Annotated in this window: 2 pseudogenes; one reads left to right on the top strand and one right to left on the bottom strand. The window is 73.5% G+C overall.

The features are described from left to right. A pseudogene (locus B9G38_RS16915) lies at window positions 1-268 on the bottom strand (nitrous oxide reductase accessory protein NosL); the annotation flags it as partial. Between the two features lie 104 nt (window positions 269-372). On the opposite strand from B9G38_RS16915, the pseudogene B9G38_RS16910 reads away from it, so the two are divergent. Continuing rightward, a pseudogene (locus B9G38_RS16910) lies at window positions 373-582 on the top strand (copper-binding protein); the annotation flags it as partial.

The raw sequence follows: 582 nt of genomic DNA, 5'->3' as shown, positions 1-582 counted from the left end.
TACAGAACGGCGCCGGGCGCCCCCTGTGCGGTCGCTGGGCCCCGAGGTGGACCGGCCCGACAGTCCCGGGGGGGTCGGCGACGATCATCCCGCACTGGTCGGAGGCCTGGTCGTCGTCGATGGAGACGGGGGAGATCGAGTTCGACCCGCCGCCGGCGCAGCCGGCGACGGAACCGATCCCGGCGGCGGCGATTCCGGCGAGCACTCGTCGCCGCGGGACGCTCTCCGAGCTGGCGGGCGTGGGAGTCGACGGGTCGCCTTTCGTCATAGTCGTAGTTGGAGTACCGGCCTCTTAGCACCTCTGGACGCGTTCAGCAGCGCGTTCGAGGAACGAACCAAACGCCCTAAGCCGCTGGCGATCGAAACGATCCCGTGGCAGTTTTCGACCCCGACACCGCCCGGTCGCGTCGCGTCCGGCTCGCGGCCGTCGGCCTCGTCGCGCTCGCCGCGGTCGCGACGGCCGGCGCGTTCGCCGCCGACCCGAGCGAGTCGGTCCCCGAGCCGGTGCGGTTCGCCGACGCGGTCGAACTCGGGCTCGCCTCCGAGCCGGACCCCCTCGCGGCACGGGACCGCACCCGCCCG

Source organism: Halorubrum sp. SD612 (genome assembly GCF_002135005.1).
The sequence above is the reverse complement of the archived record's forward strand: the minus strand, read 5'-3'. Positions and strand labels throughout refer to the sequence as shown.